Source organism: Thalassospira sp. MCCC 1A01148 (assembly GCF_001613795.1).
Classification (GTDB): Bacteria; Pseudomonadota; Alphaproteobacteria; order Rhodospirillales; family Thalassospiraceae; genus Thalassospira.
Genome location: NZ_LPVZ01000013.1, coordinates 55,813 through 71,329, shown reverse-complemented (window position 1 = coordinate 71,329; position 15,517 = coordinate 55,813). Strand labels below are relative to the sequence as shown.

The following is a 15,517-nucleotide window of genomic DNA, read 5'->3' as shown; positions in this document are numbered from 1 at the left end:
ATTGCGGGAACACCACACCGTTGGGATCATCCAGCAGGAAAGCTGCACCGTCATGGTGCGCAATGGTAAGCTGTGATCCGGATCAAGTCCAAGAACTGTTACAAAACTTGACGGCGGCGATTTGTCTGCGCATAGTCGCGTCATCTCCGGGGGGGCCGATCGTGAATCGGCTGAGAGGTTCGGTGTTGCCGAACGACCCTTTGAACCTGAACCGGTTAAGACCGGCGTAGGAAGGATCGTATGCGCAATACAGCACAAGCGCCCCAGACAGCGCAAAATCTCACCAAATTTGATGTCGCCCTGCGTGGCGGAAGCGTTGCCTTTAACGGCACGGACATCTTCCATGACCTTGACCTGACATTGCGCGCAGGCAGCTTTACCTGTTTGCTGGGGCCAAGTGGTGTCGGGAAAAGCACGCTTCTGCGTTATTTTGCCGGGCTGGTCGAAGGTGATGTTAGCGGTACCATCACGTGCTCTGACAACACCCCGCTTGCCGGGCGTGTCGCCTATATGGCGCAGCAGGACCTGCTTTTGCCATGGCGCAGCGTTCTTGAAAATGTGGTCCTGGGCGCGGTTTTGCGCGGTGAGAAGCCCGAACATGACAAAGCCTCACAATTGATTACCGAGGTCGGCCTGGCTGAGGCCGCCCATCTTCGCCCGGCTGAGCTATCGGGCGGCATGAAACAGCGCGCTGCCCTTGCCCGCACCCTGATGGAAGACCGTCCGGTTGTGTTAATGGACGAACCGTTTTCCGCGCTTGATCCGCTCAATCGTCTGCGCCTGCAGGAACTGGCCGCACGGGTTCTGCGCGGCAAAACGGTCTTGCTTGTGACCCACGATCCGCTTGAAGCGCTGCGTCTGGGCGATCATGTCCATGTTCTGTCTGGCAGCCCGGCACGCTTGCAAGACGCTATCACGCCCAAGGGCCAAAGCCCGCGCAACATCGCCGATCCGGGAATTCTGGCACAACAGGCCGAACTCCTTGGCCAGCTTGGCGCTGATCTGTCGGGGGGTACGGCATGAGCAAGCAAAACAATCCTCATACAAATAGAAAAGCACTGTCGGAGCGCCGCTGGCTGGTCCTGGCCCGGCCGCTGATCATTATCGTTGCCCTGATCATCACCTGGCAGATGCTGGTGATTGTGACCGGTGCGCCGAAATACATGCTGCCGACGCCCGCCGATGTCTGGGCCACGTTGATCGCGCGCCATGATGTGCTGTTCGATCATGCGCAATATACCATTGCTGAAACCGTGATCGGTCTGTTTGCCGGCGCAGCCCTTGGCACGCTGGCCGCCATTCCGATGGCGTTGTTTTCGCCGGTGCGTTTCTGGTTGATGCCGATCCTTCTGGTATCGCAGGCCATTCCGTTCTTTGCCCTGGCGCCGCTTCTGGTGCTGTGGTTGGGCTTTGGTCTGGCGTCCAAAATCGCCATGGCCGCATTGATCATCTTCTTCCCGGTCACCGTCGCCTTTTTCGATGGCCTGTCACGCACCGAAACCGGTTGGCTTGATCTGGCACGTACCATGGGGGCCAGTCGTTGGCGGCTTTTGACCCATATTCGATTGCCCGCCGCCCTGCCCGCCTTTGCATCGGGTTTCCGCGTTGCCACCGCCGTTGCTCCGATCGGGGCGGTGATTGGCGAATGGGTCGGGTCCAGTCACGGGCTGGGTTATCTGATGCTGCATGCCAATGCGCGGGTTCAGATCGATATGGTTTTTGCCTGTCTTCTGATCCTGTGCGCGTTTTCGATCACGCAATATTTCATTGTTGATCGCGTGCTGCGCGCAGCCCTGCCATGGCAACCCGACAGTCTGAAACCTGCACGATAAAATGATTAACGCCACCTGATGGGCGGCAAAAACATTCATCATACAATTAACGCACGGCGCACAAATACGGAGGTTCTTCCATGTCTCGCCTGAAATCCATGATTACCGCGGCCACCCTTGGTGCTGCTCTTCTGGGCGCATCCAGCACGGCCTTTGCGGCGGACAAGCTGGTCATTCTTCTTGATTGGTTTGTGAACCCCGATCACGCACCGCTGATCGTTGCCAAGGAAAAGGGCTTCTTTGCCAATCATGATCTGGAGGTCGAGCTGATCGAACCATCCGATCCGTCCGCCCCGCCGCGTCTTGTTGCCGCCGGTCAGGGGGATGTCGCGGTGAACTATCAGCCGCAGCTCCATGTTCAGGCGGCCGAAGGTCTGCCGTTGACCCGTATCGGCACCCTTGTCGCCACCCCGCTTAACAGCCTGATTGTCCTTAAAGACGGTCCGATCAAGGAAATCGCCGATCTCAAGGGCAAGAAAATCGGCTATTCCCTGGCGGGATTTGAGGATGCGCTTCTTGGCACCATGCTGGGTAACCATGGTGTTTCAATGGATGATGTTGAGCTGATCAATGTGAACTTCTCGCTTTCGCCGTCGCTTTATTCCGGTCAGGTCGATGCGATCATTGGCGGCTATCGCAATTTCGAGCTCAACCAGATGGAAATCGAAGGCAAGCCGGGCAAGGCATTTTATGTCGAGGAAGAAGGCGTTCCGCCCTATGACGAACTGATCCTCACGGTGCGCAACGACAAGGTCGATGACCCGCGTTATGCCCGCATGCTGGCTGCCCTTGAAGAAGGTGTACAGTACCTGATCAACCATCCCGATGACAGCTGGCAGGCCTTTATTTCCGCCTATCCGAACCTTGATGATGAACTCAACATCAAGGCATGGGCCGATACCCTGCCGCGCTTTGCACTGCGACCGGCAGCCCTTGATAAGTCGCGCTATGCCCGGTTTGCCGATTACATGGTCAAACAGGGCCTGATCGAAGAAAGCCCGGCGCTTGAGACCTATGCGACCGTAATCGAATAAAATTCAGTCCCCCCTGCTTTCGCAACCTGTGTCCCAGTCGTTGCGAAAGCATTGGTCTGCCCCCCGCATGGGCAGACCACCAAGAAAGGTCGGAATGTGCCCCGCATTCCGGCCTTTCCCTTGCGCCGGTTGAATTGCCCGTTACCTTATAATGGGTCGTATCAAGACAATCAGGGCGGTTACGCCAAAACCGGAGCAGGACATCAAAGTGCAGCAAAAAACAAAACCCGCCCATCATACCGATACCGGCTTTGAAAACCGTCACCCCCTGCCCGATCCGGTCAAACGGTCGTTTTGGCGCTTTTTGCGCAGACGCTATTTTGGTGATGACGATTGGCCCAAGGCCAAACATCAGATCGGCAAAATCCCGACCGAAACACCCGACCATGACGCCATCCACAATCCGGATCCGAGCCGCCTTCAGGTCACCTGGGTCGGCCATGCCACGGTCTTGGTACAATATGGCGGGCTGAACATCCTGACAGATCCGGTCTTTTCCAAACGTGCATCGCCCTTCAAGCGCCTTGGACCGAAACGCTATACCCAACCGGGTCTTGCCATTGAACAGTTACCCAAGCTTGATGTGGTAGTGCTTTCACATAACCACTATGACCATTTCGATCTTGCCAGCCTGACGCAGCTTGGCAACGAGCCGCGCTATGTCTTGCCGCTAAAAAACGGTCCGCTTCTGGAAAAGGCCGGCATTCGCGCGGATCGCTATGTCGAGCTTGATTGGGATGAAAGCCATCATCACGATGATCTGAAAATCACCCATGTACCATCAAACCACTGGTCAAGCCGCACTACCAAGGACCGCAAGGAAATGCTGTGGGGCGGTTATGTTCTTGAATTCGCTGACGGCTACCGGTTCTATTTTGTTGGCGACACCGGCTGGAACGAAGCCCTGTTTACCGAAATGGGCGCAATCCATGGCGGGATTGATTTCGGCTTGATCCCCATCGGGGCCTATGACCCGCGCGACTTCATGCGCAATTCGCACTGCAATCCCGAAGAAGCCATTCAGATCATGCAGAAAATGCGCGTCAAACAGGCACTTGCCATTCACTGGGGCACTTTCGTGCTGACGGCCGAACCGGTGGACGAGCCGCCCGTCCGATTGGCATCCGCACGCAAAAGCAACGGCATTGCAGATGGCGATTTCATTGCCCCGCCAATCGGCGCCACCCGTTCCTTTGATGGCAAAGCCGCGGCCGCATCGACAACCGCGCAAAAGGTCGAGCATACGGCGTCCGGCTCATAGCTGCCCATTCAAGTTCGGTTTGGTGGTTTTTCAAGCTGCGTGCTAAGCATCAATGATTGCGTCACAAAACCGTAACATTGATTGCCCCACAATGAGTCTGACTGTCTTTCTTGCCGTAATGGGTGCTGCCCTGATGCATGCCGTGTGGAATGCATTGGTCAAGGGCGGCTCGGACAAACTGATGAACATGACGGCAATCGTGCTGGGTCATACGCCGATTGTTCTGATCCTGTTGCCGTTTGTTGACCTTCCGGCACCGGAAAGCTGGCCGTATTTGATCGGCTCCATCGGGCTTCATATTGGCTATCAGCTGTTTCTGATCCTGGCGTATCGTTTGGGCGATCTGAGCCAGGTTTATCCGATTGCGCGCGGATCTTCGCCGTTGATTGTCGCGGCTGTTTCGGTCCTGATCATGGGGGTTACCCTGCATGTCAGTGAATGGCTTGCGATTGTTGTCATCGGGGTTGGCATCATCAGCATGTGCATCACCCGTCAAGCCGATGGCCTGCGTAACCGCAACGCTGCCCTTGCTGCCATTATCACCGGTTGTTTCATCAGCAGCTATTCACTGGTCGATGGCACAGGTGCAAGGCTGGCAGGAACCGCTCTTGGCTATTACAGCTATCAGACCATCGGAAATATCGTCATCTTTGCTGTAATCGTGACCTTTATGCGACGCCGCATGCTGGTCGATATTGCGCAAAGGGGCAAAAAGGTCTTTGTCGTTGGCGGCACCGCATCCTTTGCCGCCTATGCCACGGTCATGTGGGCATTTACACAGGCCCCGATCCCGCTTGTCGTCGCCTTGCGTGAAACGGGCATTGTCTTTGCCCTTTTGATCGGCGTGTTCTTCATGGGCGAGAAGCTTAATCTTGTGAAGCTGTCCTCGACCATGATGACACTGGGCGGGGCGATTATCCTGCGCCTGGCGCGCAGCCTTTAACCACCCCGACCCGATTTCAGTTTCAGGACACGTGATCAGACCCGTGTCCGCGGAACACGGCGGGTGCCATCCTCGAACCGGTTAAGCTCCATACCCTCAAGCGTGATGGATGGTTCGCCGGTGGTGATCCAGTCTGCCAGCACCTTGCCAACGACGGGCCCCATGGCAAATCCATGGCCAGAAAAGCCCGACGCGACAAAGAAATGCTTGGGATTGTCGAACTGATCAATCACCGGCACGGCATCCGGGGTGACATCGATATCGCCCGCCCATGTGTCGGCAATGCCCACTTTCTTTATCTGCGGCAGCACCTTTTGCAGATTGCGCATGGCGTTTTTCACACGCACCTCATAGGGTTCCGCCTGATTGGTGCGCCGCCCGATCATCGGTTGTTTTGAGGCGTCCGACCCAGGAACACGATCGACCAGATCATCAAAGAACCGCTTGTTGAAGTGGAACTTGAAGGTCGCCCAGTTATCAAACAGACCCGGCATGAAGTCGCGGGCGAATTTCAAACGGCCCATGGTCAAATCAATGTCGGTCATGAATTCATCGGCGATGTTCATCGACCCATCTGCACGCTGACGAAACGCCAGCCCGGCGGCCAAAGTCCCGGCGGCTGAGATATCCGGCACCGGGGTGGTGCGAATAACCGTCCCGCGCGTGGTTTGTTGCGGCAGGCGTCTGCCGAACTTGGCAACGAATTTATGCGTCGCAGCCCCGGCTGCACAGATCACGTATTTGCATTTGACCTCGCCCTGTTCGGAAACGACAGAACTGATCGCGCCTGCTTCGGTCTCGATCGACAGTGCGCCGCATCCCTCGGCGATTACTGCGCCCATCTCACTTGCACGTTTGGCAATGGCGGGTGCGGCCTTTTTCGGTTCGGCCTGTCCATCAGACGGAGTGTAAATACCGCCAACACCCGGCGTCGTGATGCCGGGAATCATTTTCGCGACACCCTTGGGGTCAAGGACCCGGGTTTCGATGCCAAAATGTTTGGTGTCGTCGAGCCAGCCTTCAAACTGAGACATTTCCTTGTCATCGCGCGCGACGAACAAAACCCCGCCCTGACGCCATTCCAGATCGGCATTCAGTTCCTTTTCAAGGCCTTGCCAGATCTTGTTGCCTTCCATCATCAGCGGCAGTTCAAGCGGATCACGCCCCTGCTGGCGGACAAAACCCCAAGCACGACCCGATTGATGTGATGCAATCGTGTCTTTTTCCAGAAGGACGACTTTCATTCCCGCCTTGGTCAGGTAATAGGCGCAAGATGACCCATGAATGCCGCCGCCGATCACAACGACGTCGCATTCTTTGGGCAGGGTGATTTTCGGGTAATTCGTCATGTGGGGGCCTAAAATCAAGATTGGTGGCAATTCAATTTGGTGTGTGGCGTGAACCACGTTATGTTGCGCGGCAATAAATCTCAACCAAATCAGGTGCCACCATGTCTGATCATGCAAAAAAACAGTCCCCCGCCACCGTAAGTGCACAGGCGCTTGGCTGGGTCGATGAAGCTACCAAGTCCGTCACACCGCCGCTTTATCCTTCAACCACGTTCGAACGTAATACGGATCTGAGCTATCATGACGGACGCTGCTATACGCGCGCAGACAACCCGACCTATGATCAGGCCTGCGCAGTTCTGAATGAACTCGAAGGCGGTTCCGAAACCCGCCTGTTTGCATCGGGCATGGCCGCAGCGGTTGCTGTTTTGCATGCGCTTAACCCGGGCGATCATGTTGTCGCGCCCAAGGTAATGTATTGGGCGCTTCGCGCCTTCATGCTCGATAGTGGCGTACGTGCAGGCCTCAGTTTTGATTTCGTTGATAACGCCGACATCGCCGATTGGGACAAGCACATTGTTGCCGGTAAAACCAAGCTGGTCTGGCTTGAAACCCCGGCCAACCCGGACTGGCAGATCACTGATATTGCCGCCGTTGCCAAGCTGGCCCATGCCGCAGGCGCAGTTGTTGCCGTTGATAATACGGTTGCCACCCCGCTTCTGACGCGCCCGATTGAATTTGGCGCCGATATCGTTATGCACTCGGCGACAAAATATCTGAATGGCCACAGTGACGTACTTGCGGGATCGCTGACCACAGCCTCGGATAGCGAATTCTGGCAGCGTGTTTGTAAACAGCATGCATCCGGTGGTTCGGTTCTGGGCGTGTTTGAAACGTGGCTGTTGCTGCGTGGCATGCGCACACTTTCCATCCGCGTCGAACGCGCCAGTGCCAATGCCATGGCGATTGCCAAACATTTCGAAAACCACCCGGAAATCGAACAGGTCCAGTACCCTGGCCTTGAAAGCCATCTTGGTCACGACATCGCCAAAAAGCAGATGCAAGGTGGCTTTGGCGGTATGCTGTCGCTGCGCGTCAAGGGCGGTGAAAAGCGTGCGGTTGAATTCCACAACCAATGCAAACTGTTTAAACGCGCCACATCGCTTGGCGGGGTTGAAAGCCTGATCGAACATCGTTCCTCGGTCGAAGGACCGACCAGTCCCGTCCCGGCAGACCTTTTGCGCTTGTCGGTGGGGATTGAAGATTGCGACGATCTTGTTAACGACCTTGAAACGTCACTGCGCTTAAGCAAATAGGCAGCACAGGTTTTCAATCTGGAAACAAACAAGCAATGCCCAAGTCGGTGCCAGGACATAACAAACGCAAGACACATGCACGCAGCTTTACGCGTGCGGCTTCTGCGCTGGTTTTGGCATCGACTGTTATCGCCGCCATCATCACCAAACAGTCTTCAGCGCATGACACTGAAAATGCCAATGGTGGACTTACCGATGTCAATGCCCTGCCCCCGGCTCCGGGCCTGATTTTTGACGTGCAGGCGGGCGAATACATCCTGTTTGATGCATTGGTCGACCGCCTTGCCGAGCGCAAATACGTTCTGATCGGCGAAAAGCACGACAATCCCATCCATCACCATCATCAGGCCCAACTGGTCGACGCGCTGAGCAAAGAAGACAAACGCGAACGTGCCATAGTCTGGGAGATGTTTACCCGTGACCAGCAAACATCCCTTGACCACAATTGGCAGGATTTACCGATTTCGGAACTGGGACCGGCCATGGCGTGGGAAGACCGGGGCTGGCCGTCATGGCATGATTATGCGCCGATTGCGCAGGCCGCACGCGACAATGGTTTGATGATGGTGGCTGGCAACCTGCCCGACGCCATCCTGCGCCCGATGATCACCAAGGGGAATTCCGCCATACCAGATGAACTGGCGACCCAGCTTGATCTTCCCGCCATCCCGACCGGGGTTCTGGAACGGTTTAACGTCGAAATTGCCGAAGGGCATTGCAATATGCTGCCCGAGAGCATGCTGGGCGGCTTTTCCGCCGTGCAGTTTGCCCGTGACGCATCACTTGCGCAGGCCATGAGCAAGACGGCAAACATTGACGGTATTGATGGGGCATTCCTGATTGCCGGGGCCATGCATGTCCGTCAGACCATCGCCGTCCCGTGGCATCTGCGCCGCTATGAACCGGAGCTGCCGGAGGCCGAGATTGCTGTGGTCAGCCTGATCGAGGCGGATGATCCGGGCCCGGAACCATCACAGATCGAAGATTACGCCATGCGGTTTGGTGCATCGGATGATATCGATTTCATGTGGTTTACCACTGATATTGAACGCAGTGACCCCTGCGATCAGATGCGCTCAGAGCAATAAGCTCACCCTTGGCTATTTACCAAACCCTATTTGATCTTGCGCGGCAGCCAGTCTGTTGTCGCAACCGGCTTGCCCTTGTGTGATCGCATGACACGCGGGCGCACGACCTCCTTTGCCTCTGGCGTGGTCGCGCTTTTGCGGACCGAGGCATAGAATTCTACCAGTTCCGTGAACGGGATGACCGTCCCCACCCCTTCCTTATAGGCCTTGGTAAAGGGCGGGTGATTGCGCACGGTCATGCTGAGATGTTCGACCGTGTGGTGACCGAACTGCGACCAGATGCTTTCAAGGAAGTGAACCGTTTTCGGATCAACCGGTTTCAGGCGTACATCCGGTCGGGATTCTTCCATCACCGCATAAAGGTTCGGCTCAATCGGTCCGAATTCCTCTGCGACAAAAATGGCGGGCATCAACATGTTGCCGTGATAGTTTGCGCCATAATACGCCTGCGCCAGATACAGCAGACGATGCAGTTTTTGCGGCTGCAGGTATTCGTTGTCATTGAGTGCGAGGTCAATGAACCTGAATGCGGCTTCAAATACCGTATTAAGAACCGGCTTGTTCTTCATGCTGGGCCCGATGGTCGTGCAAAATGATCATGTCGTTTGTTTGGGGATCATAAAGTCTATGGCGGGCACCAACAAGCACCACCGGCAGGTTTTTCAATTTTCGGGAATATACCGCATCTGATCAGGTTTTGGTCGCGTATGCCTGCTGCCCACGAGGGCCGCGAACAGCCCCCTAGACCGTCGCATCCAGATGCGTACCGCGTACACCAACCCCGTGCGTCACGGCATTGACCACCTGATAAAAGGACGTTCCGCTGTTGACCGAAAGATCAAACGGGATCGACGGATCAAGCAAGCTTGCGAAATCAATTTCGCTTTCCAAATCGACCGCGCCTTCGCGATCACTGGCACGGCGCGCGGCTGACAGATTGCGCTGCTCGGTGCGCTGATCACTTTTTTCGCCACTATTGCCCTGTCCTGACTGGCGTTTGTCTTTGCCATCGACATAAGCATTGAACAATATGCCGTCGTCATCAGGGTCATAGGTATAGTTCTGAGAGGACGCCTCAACCTGGCTATCACGATCCACTGTTGCCAGTCCGCGCGCACCAGCAGGCGCAAGTCGGCCATATTGGCCAACCTGTGAAACTGTCTGTGCGTTATGGACCGGTGCGATCATTTTCCTCTGCCCTAGCGTAAAGCGGACTGTCGAGCAAACCTAATTCAACTCATGCATTATACATGAATATATAGTGATACGGCAGGAAATTCGCAATTCCTGCCGTTCACCTCAGTTTCCAAGCGTCTTAATCGCCTTCGAATTCGACCAAGTGGAACTCTTCAACACCGCGATCACGGATTTTCTGTGCGCCGCCAAGGTCGGGCAAATCAATGATAAAGGCACAGCCTGCGACCTCTGCGCCGATCTTTTCAACCAAATCAATCGCGGCCAGTGCCGTACCGCCCGTCGCAATCAGGTCATCCATGATCAAAACGCGACTACCGGGTTTAACCGCATCCTTGTGGATCTCGATCACGTCGGAACCGTATTCAAGTTCATATTCGACACCGACTGTCTCGGCGGGAAGTTTGCCCTGTTTACGGATGGTGACAAACCCGACACCCAGGGCAACAGCAACCGCCGGGCCGATGACAAAGCCACGGGCTTCAATACCCGCGATCATGTCGATCTTCTTGTCCTGAAATTCGGCGGCAAAACTGTCGATCACTTCGCTCAGACCATAGGGGTCCTCAAACAGCGTCGTGATATCCCGAAACATAATGCCCTTTTTCGGGTAATCGGGAATGGTACGGATCAACGACTTGATCGACATGGGGTACTCCGGCCAGATATCAGGAAATGATCAAATGCAGATCACCAGCCGTGAAAATCACAGCCAGATCACATACGGCGACCCTGAGGGTCTGAAACAGACCCTAGATGCCTGAAACCGACCGGATTGGCAAGGCACATCCGGTGGAGCGTGCCTTGACGCAGCGGTTTGTCGGAATGGAAACCTGATCCTCAGGCCGCATGTGGCACTGAGGTGCCCGGTGCTGTGCGCGTGGCGGGCGTTGCGGCCGCAACGAAGTCGTTGGCTAGCTTCTTGCTGATTTCCGCGCGCGTGCCCCGTGGCAGGCCGGTTTGGGCGGCCTGACGGTTGCCCCACACTGCCCGATAAAGGCGATAGTCATGATCATTGATCTGACCGAATACTTTTTCGACTTCCATCAGAGTCTGGACGTAACTCTTTTTCATGTCAGCCATCCTGTTGCTCGTTGGGGTTTCAACGGTTTTGCCCGTCGAAATTCGGCGCACCTTTTTGGGGATGCGTCATTTACAGCAGCCATATAGTCCGATCTTCATGGCCTCTCAACTGCAGCACGGTGACAAGATCGGGAAGAATTTGTGACAGCGCGCCCAATTCTTCCAAACGCCTCGCAAAAGCCTTCGCTGATATTAGAAGATTTGTGCCAGTTTGCCTGATGATGGGCACATGAAAACGGCCTGCCTTCAAAATCGAAGACAGGCCGTAAAAATTTTCAGATTTGCGCGGACGCGACCGCTCAAAACCTAGTTAAGCTTTCTGGCCGTTTCTGCCTGTTTGGCTTCTTCATCAATCTGCTTTTGCAGGGCATCACCATACTCCCCATAGATCCGTCCCTCCAAGGACAGCTCCAGAAAGCGGATATAGTCGTTCTGATCAGTGATCTTGGCACGTGCCACTTCGATCACGTCAAACGGGCTTGCCGCATCAAGATCATATTTCCGGATCAGCACCAGCATTTCTGCGGTGATCTGATCAAGCTTCTTGCGGGTGTCGCTGTAGGAAAGCGTCATCGGACAATCCTGTAAATCAGATGTGTTTTCTGGCCTGCTTATGCCTGCTTGACGCATGGCTGGCAAGCCCCGCGCCAATCAAAACATCCCTGCGCGTATTGCGAACTGTATAGATTCAATTCAAACCACTTGAGGCAAATCAAAGCACTTTCTGCGCGAACATGCATGTTTCATCCACCCATAATCTGGATCGTTGAACCCTGCTTCATCGGGTTCCTTGAAGTCTTCGTCACCGGGGAATAACCATGTCAATTCTGTCCGCTTTCAACGCCATGAGCATCCGAAAACGCTTTATGTGGGCGTCTGCATTTGGCGTCTCGTCCACGGTGATCATTGCGCTTTTGATGATGACAATCGTCGAAGAAAAAGCGATGGATCAGAAGCTTCATCAGCTCAGCGAGAACGAACTGACATCCCTGCACGCGCTCATTGTCAATGTCATGGCTGCGCGCCCGGAAGATGTTGATGACATCGGCATTCAGGTTTTCAACAACTGGTTTGACAGCCGCAATGGTGATTATCCGGGCGAACTTTGGTCGGCATGGGGGCCAACGACACTTTCCTATATGGAAGAATTTGGTGACAAGCCGCTTAAAACCCCGCGCGACGAGATTGATATCGAAGCCATCGAAACCGGCCAGATGATCGGACGCTACACCGACAACGGCACCTATCGCCTTTCGATGCCGATTGTTCTGGGTGAAACCAGTGGCGCGGATCGCGAAGTATGTTTCAGTTGTCATGGCGCGATGGAAGCCGATACCGGTGACGTGATTGCTGTTCTGTCGTCAAGCCTGTCGGTCGCCCCGGAACAGGAAAAGACCAACCGTATTCTGATCGGCATTATTCTGGGTGGGCTGGCCATTGCAGTTGCCACCATCCTTGGCATGCGAATTTTGCTGTCGCGCATTGTCACAGGGCCGCTTTCCGACCTTGGTCACGACATGAATGCGCTTGCCGAAGGCAATACCAACTTTGAAATCAACACCCTGTCGCGCCGCGACGAAATCGGTGAAATGGCAAAATCGGTGGATGTTTTCCGCACCAACGCCATTGCCAAAAAGCAAATGGAAGCCGAACAGGAAGTTGAATCCCGACGCCGGGAAGAGCGCATGCAAAGCCTTGAACGCCATATTGGCAGCTTTGAAGGGGTGATCGCGCAGATTGTCGGCGCGGTTTCGACATCAGCCGAACGCATGCAAACCACCGCACGCGGGCTTGTTGAGTCCGCAGATCGCGCAAGCAAAAGCGCAACCACGGTTGCCGCCGCCTCAGAAGAAGCCACTGTAAATGTGCGTACCGTAGCAGACGCCGCCGATCACCTGTCTGAATCCATTTCCCAGATTGGCGAACAGGCCCAGCAATCCACCCAGATTGCCGCCGAAGCATCCCGCGAAGCTGCACAATCCTCTGACACCGTGCAGGGCCTTTCCGAAGTCGCCAACCGAATTGGTGAAATTGTTGAATTGATCAGCGACATTGCCGGTCAAACCAACCTTCTCGCACTCAACGCGACGATTGAGGCGGCCCGCGCTGGTGAAGCCGGCAAAGGATTTGCCGTCGTCGCGGCAGAAGTCAAAAACCTCGCCAACCAGACGGCGCGCGCGACCAACGAAATCGCCGAACAAATCACGGCAATTCAGGAAGAAACCGGTAAAACGGTCAACTCCATTGGCGACATCTCGGACGTGATCAGCCGCATTACCGAAATGGTCAACACTATCTCGGCTGCTGTCGGAGAACAGTCTGATGCGACCGGCGAAATTGCCCAGAATGTTGAACAGGCCGCCATCGGCACGCAGGAAGTCAGCAGCAACATTGAACGGGTAAGCAATACCGTGGCCGATACCGATCAGGCCGCCCACCTTGTTCTTGATGTTGCTGAAGAACTCGGAACGCTTTCAAATGACCTGCGCGCACAGGTCGATCAGTTCCTTACCGATATTCGAAGCAGCTGACGCAACACATAGACCAAAACAAAGACCGAAATCGCGATCAAACACCCCGGCGGCAAAACAGTTGTTTTGCCGCCGGTCTTGTATTTGCAGGTCGAGATAAAAAATGAAGCCCTATAGCTTTATGGCTACAGATCGCTGTAAGTGTCCGCATTCAAGACATTTGATTACGTGGCAATTGAACAAAATTAGCTTCAAAACAACTGATAACATGCCTATTCTTACGTAAAAAATAATACGATTACGTCTAATATTTGGTAGTTCTACTGCTACAAGCGCCGTTTTGGCGCCCCGGGGGATTGTGGGGACAATGTCGTTTACGACGATTTTAGGCATTATGGTCGGCCTTGGCCTGTTTATTGGGTCAATCTTTATCTCGACTGATAACTATCTGGTATTCTTAAGCCTTTCGAGCGCGCTGATGGTGGTTGGTGGCACTCTGGCTGCAACCTTTATCGCCTATGAGGCGCGCTATGTGCTGCTTGCACTCAAACTGATTTTCAAGATTTTTCGTGCCCCGCAAATGGGCCGTGGCCAGCTGACTGGCGAGGTTGGCCGTGTGGTTAAATGGGGCTATCTGCTGCAGAAAAAGGGCATCAACGCCTTGGAACAGGAAGCCGAACGGGTTGGCAAGGACGAACCGTTTCTTGGCTGGGCGATGGAAGTCATCATAACCGGCTATGACGGCGAGGAAACCGCCGAAATGCTTCATAATGCCATCGACAATGCCTTTAGCCGCAACCTTGTCCCGGTCGCTATCCTCAAGAGTATGGCTGCTGCTGCACCTGCCTTCGGGATGATCGGTACGCTTGTCGGGCTTGTCATCATGCTTGATAAAATGGCGGATGACCCGACGTCCCTTGGTGCCGGTCTTGCCATCGCGCTGATCACCACCCTTTACGGAATTGTCGCGGCCCGGTTCTTTTTCCTGCCCGCAGCCAGCAAAATCCAGCAGCGTGAAGAAATCATGCGTTTTCGCAATTACCTGATTGCCGAAGGCTTGATCATGCTAGCCGACCGCAAAGGCCCGCGCGCCATTCAGGACCGGATGAATTCCTTCCTCGATCCGGCAATTCACTTTAATATCGATAAATCTTCGAAATAAGGGATATCCGAAATGGCCCGCGGCAAAAGACGCATGCAGCACATAGAGGAAGAACCAGTCAACGAAGATTGGCTTGCGACCTATGCCGATGCCATCACGCTTTTGATGGCCTTCTTTGTCATGCTGGTCAGCTTTTCCAAAGTTGAAATCCCGATCTTCGAAAAGGTACAGGCCGGTATTGCGGAAGAAATCGGCAAGCGCGAAGTCGTTCGCCCTACCCAGGTACTTGAAACCGATCTGCGTGATGTCGTTTTCAACATGGCAATGGACAGCGCGGTCAGTGTTTCGACCGACGACGAAGGCATTTTGATGGAAATGGGCAGCGGGTCCTTCTTCCAACCCGGCTCTGCGAACCTCACCAACGATGCGGTTCTGTTCCTCAAGGATGTGGGTGATCTGCTACAGGAGCCCCGCTATCTTGGTTTTCAGGTCGAAGTCGCCGGTCATACCGATGACAGCCCAATCGGCTCCCCGCGCTTTCCGACAAACTGGGACCTTGCCGCTGGTCGGGCCATTGCTGTTGTCCGCTTCTTTGGTGCCCTTGGTGTTGATCCCGACAGCAAGCGCATGCGTGCGATCTCCTATGGTGATACCAAACCAAAACTGCCCAACCGCGATGATTTCGGAAACCCAATCCCCGAAAACCGTCAAGCCAACCGCCGGATCGAAATTCGCATCTTCCCGAAGTATTCACGCGTGTTCTAATCTCGGCCCCAATGCGTTGCCATAACTCTATAACTTGACCGCAAAACCGCGCAGCAATACCATTTCCGGGTGCGCAACCAGGAAATATGTTCTCCTGCTGGTTTTCTCCGGGCTCAGTCTTCTTTCCTTTTGGCTCGGT

Annotated in this window: 16 protein-coding genes and 1 riboswitch; of the genes, 10 read left to right on the top strand and 6 right to left on the bottom strand. The window is 54.7% G+C overall.

Translation table 11 applies throughout. The features are described 5' to 3' along the window. The first annotated feature begins 138 nt into the window (after nt 1–138). Nucleotides 139–250: riboswitch (TPP riboswitch) on the top strand. The 5 genes from AUQ43_RS05860 to AUQ43_RS05840 all read left to right on the top strand — a co-directional run bounded on the left by AUQ43_RS05860 (nt 241) and on the right by AUQ43_RS05840 (nt 5,070). Beyond that, nucleotides 241–1,023: an ABC transporter ATP-binding protein gene (locus tag AUQ43_RS05860; RefSeq protein ID WP_062955397.1), complete on the top strand. Its 783-nt coding sequence runs from the start codon at nt 241–243 to the stop codon at nt 1,021–1,023. It overlaps the preceding riboswitch by 10 nt. Next, complete coding sequence (locus tag AUQ43_RS05855; RefSeq protein ID WP_062955337.1) at nt 1,020–1,832, top strand: ABC transporter permease; 813 nt, start codon at nt 1,020–1,022, stop codon at nt 1,830–1,832. The genes AUQ43_RS05860 and AUQ43_RS05855 overlap by 4 nt, the downstream gene beginning before the upstream one ends. Before the next feature lie 80 nt (nt 1,833–1,912). Continuing rightward, complete coding sequence (locus AUQ43_RS05850; protein ID WP_062955336.1) at nt 1,913–2,866, top strand: ABC transporter substrate-binding protein; 954 nt, start codon at nt 1,913–1,915, stop codon at nt 2,864–2,866. Nucleotides 2,867–3,074: 208 nt separating this feature from the next. Beyond that, on the top strand, nt 3,075–4,127 hold the full coding sequence (locus AUQ43_RS05845; RefSeq protein WP_232310599.1) for an MBL fold metallo-hydrolase: 1,053 nt from the start codon (nt 3,075–3,077) through the stop codon (nt 4,125–4,127). 91 nt (nt 4,128–4,218) lie between these two features. After that, on the top strand, nt 4,219–5,070 hold the full coding sequence (locus AUQ43_RS05840) for a hypothetical protein (protein ID WP_062955334.1): 852 nt from the start codon (nt 4,219–4,221) through the stop codon (nt 5,068–5,070). 35 nt (nt 5,071–5,105) lie between these two features. Here AUQ43_RS05840 and AUQ43_RS05835 read toward each other — a convergent pair whose 3' ends face one another. Beyond that, nucleotides 5,106–6,419 carry an FAD-binding oxidoreductase gene (locus AUQ43_RS05835; RefSeq protein WP_062955333.1) on the bottom strand — a complete coding sequence of 438 codons (1,314 nt, stop codon included), beginning with the start codon at nt 6,417–6,419 and terminating at the stop codon, nt 5,106–5,108. Nucleotides 6,420–6,520: 101 nt separating this feature from the next. On the opposite strand from AUQ43_RS05835, the gene AUQ43_RS05830 reads away from it, so the two are divergent. Together AUQ43_RS05830 and AUQ43_RS05825 are read left to right on the top strand one after the other, a co-directional pair. Further along, a complete protein-coding gene (locus AUQ43_RS05830; RefSeq protein WP_062955332.1) occupies nt 6,521–7,675 on the top strand; it encodes a PLP-dependent aspartate aminotransferase family protein in 1,155 nt (384 codons plus the stop codon). 35 nt (nt 7,676–7,710) lie between these two features. Then, nucleotides 7,711–8,763, top strand: a complete 1,053-nt coding sequence (locus AUQ43_RS05825) for a ChaN family lipoprotein (protein ID WP_062955331.1) — start codon at nt 7,711–7,713, stop codon at nt 8,761–8,763. A 26-nt stretch (nt 8,764–8,789) separates the two neighbouring features. Here the strand turns inward: AUQ43_RS05825 and AUQ43_RS05820 are convergent, their stop codons facing one another. The 5 genes from AUQ43_RS05820 to AUQ43_RS05800 form a co-directional block, all read right to left on the bottom strand. Next, nucleotides 8,790–9,332 (bottom strand): Panacea domain-containing protein, encoded by a 543-nt coding sequence (locus AUQ43_RS05820; protein ID WP_062955330.1) that lies wholly within the window; start codon nt 9,330–9,332, stop codon nt 8,790–8,792. A gap of 172 nt (nt 9,333–9,504) precedes the next feature. After that, nucleotides 9,505–9,951, bottom strand: a complete 447-nt coding sequence (locus tag AUQ43_RS05815) for a hypothetical protein (protein ID WP_062955329.1) — start codon at nt 9,949–9,951, stop codon at nt 9,505–9,507. Nucleotides 9,952–10,078: 127 nt separating this feature from the next. Continuing rightward, nucleotides 10,079–10,606, bottom strand: coding sequence for an adenine phosphoribosyltransferase (locus AUQ43_RS05810; protein WP_062955328.1), 528 nt, complete (start codon nt 10,604–10,606; stop codon nt 10,079–10,081). A gap of 191 nt (nt 10,607–10,797) precedes the next feature. Continuing rightward, nucleotides 10,798–11,031 (bottom strand): hypothetical protein, encoded by a 234-nt coding sequence (locus AUQ43_RS05805; protein ID WP_062955327.1) that lies wholly within the window; start codon nt 11,029–11,031, stop codon nt 10,798–10,800. A gap of 315 nt (nt 11,032–11,346) precedes the next feature. Beyond that, entirely contained in the window at nt 11,347–11,613 is a 267-nt protein-coding gene (locus tag AUQ43_RS05800) for a hypothetical protein (RefSeq protein WP_062955326.1), read from the bottom strand. A 245-nt stretch (nt 11,614–11,858) separates the two neighbouring features. Between AUQ43_RS05800 and AUQ43_RS05795 the strand changes: the two genes are divergently transcribed. The 3 genes from AUQ43_RS05795 to AUQ43_RS05785 all read left to right on the top strand — a co-directional run bounded on the left by AUQ43_RS05795 (nt 11,859) and on the right by AUQ43_RS05785 (nt 15,378). Then, on the top strand, nt 11,859–13,571 hold the full coding sequence (locus AUQ43_RS05795; RefSeq protein ID WP_084272003.1) for a methyl-accepting chemotaxis protein: 1,713 nt from the start codon (nt 11,859–11,861) through the stop codon (nt 13,569–13,571). Nucleotides 13,572–13,878: 307 nt separating this feature from the next. Further along, the gene (locus tag AUQ43_RS05790; protein ID WP_062955325.1) at nt 13,879–14,673 is read left to right on the top strand and encodes a motility protein A; all 795 of its coding nucleotides are present in this window, start codon (nt 13,879–13,881) and stop codon (nt 14,671–14,673) included. A gap of 12 nt (nt 14,674–14,685) precedes the next feature. Beyond that, nucleotides 14,686–15,378 carry a flagellar motor protein MotB gene (locus tag AUQ43_RS05785; protein ID WP_062955324.1) on the top strand — a complete coding sequence of 231 codons (693 nt, stop codon included), beginning with the start codon at nt 14,686–14,688 and terminating at the stop codon, nt 15,376–15,378. Nucleotides 15,379–15,517 lie beyond the last annotated feature (139 nt).

Coding starts and splice junctions, on each gene's coding strand:
- AUQ43_RS05835 (WP_062955333.1), bottom strand. CDS start 6,419: ATGACGAATTACCCGAAAATCACCCTGCCCAAAGAATGCGACGTCGTT.
- AUQ43_RS05795 (WP_084272003.1), top strand. CDS start 11,859: ATGTCAATTCTGTCCGCTTTCAACGCCATGAGCATCCGAAAACGCTTT.
- AUQ43_RS05815 (WP_062955329.1), bottom strand. CDS start 9,951: ATGATCGCACCGGTCCATAACGCACAGACAGTTTCACAGGTTGGCCAA.
- AUQ43_RS05805 (WP_062955327.1), bottom strand. CDS start 11,031: ATGAAAAAGAGTTACGTCCAGACTCTGATGGAAGTCGAAAAAGTATTC.
- AUQ43_RS05850 (WP_062955336.1), top strand. CDS start 1,913: ATGTCTCGCCTGAAATCCATGATTACCGCGGCCACCCTTGGTGCTGCT.
- AUQ43_RS05820 (WP_062955330.1), bottom strand. CDS start 9,332: ATGAAGAACAAGCCGGTTCTTAATACGGTATTTGAAGCCGCATTCAGG.
- AUQ43_RS05860 (WP_062955397.1), top strand. CDS start 241: ATGCGCAATACAGCACAAGCGCCCCAGACAGCGCAAAATCTCACCAAA.
- AUQ43_RS05800 (WP_062955326.1), bottom strand. CDS start 11,613: ATGACGCTTTCCTACAGCGACACCCGCAAGAAGCTTGATCAGATCACC.
- AUQ43_RS05840 (WP_062955334.1), top strand. CDS start 4,219: ATGAGTCTGACTGTCTTTCTTGCCGTAATGGGTGCTGCCCTGATGCAT.
- AUQ43_RS05785 (WP_062955324.1), top strand. CDS start 14,686: ATGGCCCGCGGCAAAAGACGCATGCAGCACATAGAGGAAGAACCAGTC.
- AUQ43_RS05825 (WP_062955331.1), top strand. CDS start 7,711: ATGCCCAAGTCGGTGCCAGGACATAACAAACGCAAGACACATGCACGC.
- AUQ43_RS05790 (WP_062955325.1), top strand. CDS start 13,879: ATGTCGTTTACGACGATTTTAGGCATTATGGTCGGCCTTGGCCTGTTT.
- AUQ43_RS05830 (WP_062955332.1), top strand. CDS start 6,521: ATGTCTGATCATGCAAAAAAACAGTCCCCCGCCACCGTAAGTGCACAG.
- AUQ43_RS05855 (WP_062955337.1), top strand. CDS start 1,020: ATGAGCAAGCAAAACAATCCTCATACAAATAGAAAAGCACTGTCGGAG.
- AUQ43_RS05810 (WP_062955328.1), bottom strand. CDS start 10,606: ATGTCGATCAAGTCGTTGATCCGTACCATTCCCGATTACCCGAAAAAG.